Source organism: Micromonospora sp. CPCC 206060, assembly GCF_036906895.1.
Lineage (GTDB): Bacteria > Actinomycetota > Actinomycetes > Mycobacteriales > Micromonosporaceae > Micromonospora.
Window position 1 is genome coordinate 1 of sequence record NZ_JBAKHU010000299.1, and the last position, 526, is coordinate 526.

Annotated in this window: 1 protein-coding gene; it reads left to right on the plus strand. The window is 64.1% G+C overall.

Annotated features, from left to right (window positions below):
* A partial coding sequence (gene cutA / locus V6U90_RS33840) for a divalent-cation tolerance protein CutA (protein ID WP_334445282.1) occupies nt 1–415 on the plus strand: 415 nt, incomplete at its 5' end.
* Nucleotides 416–526: the final 111 nt, after the last annotated feature.

Here is a 526-nt window from a genome sequence, read left to right on the forward strand (position 1 = left end):
CTCAGAGGGCACTTTCTATCTCCGGGGTCCCGCCGACCCGACATTCATCGGTGGATCGAGGCTGAGTAGGGTCAGCTTCATGAATGAGGTCCTGTATGTGTATACCGCTGTGGGCAGTCTGGAGGTCGCGCGGCGGTTGGTGCAGGGCGCGGTGCGGAAGCGGTTGGCGGCTGGTGGCCAGGTCGTGGGGCCGGCCGAGTCAGCCTTCTGGCACGAGGGGTCCTTCGGCACCGGCCAGGAGTGGCAGGTGGTGCTGAGGTCCAGTGCGGGAGCGTACCCCCAGTTGGAGAGCTACCTGAAGGAGCATCACGAGTGGTCCAACCCGGAGATCGTCGCGCTGCCAGTGGTCGCTGGCTCACGGCCATATCTGCAGTGGGTGCGCGGTGTCACCGAAACCGCCGGTGACGGTGGATGAGGCGGCTGTCCTACAGGTGACGTCCACCGGTAGACCTTGTCTCGGCGCGAGCAATAGTCAAGAGTTGTGGATGAGAGATCTTGATTAGGCGGCTGCGGCTGGGGTCGTGGT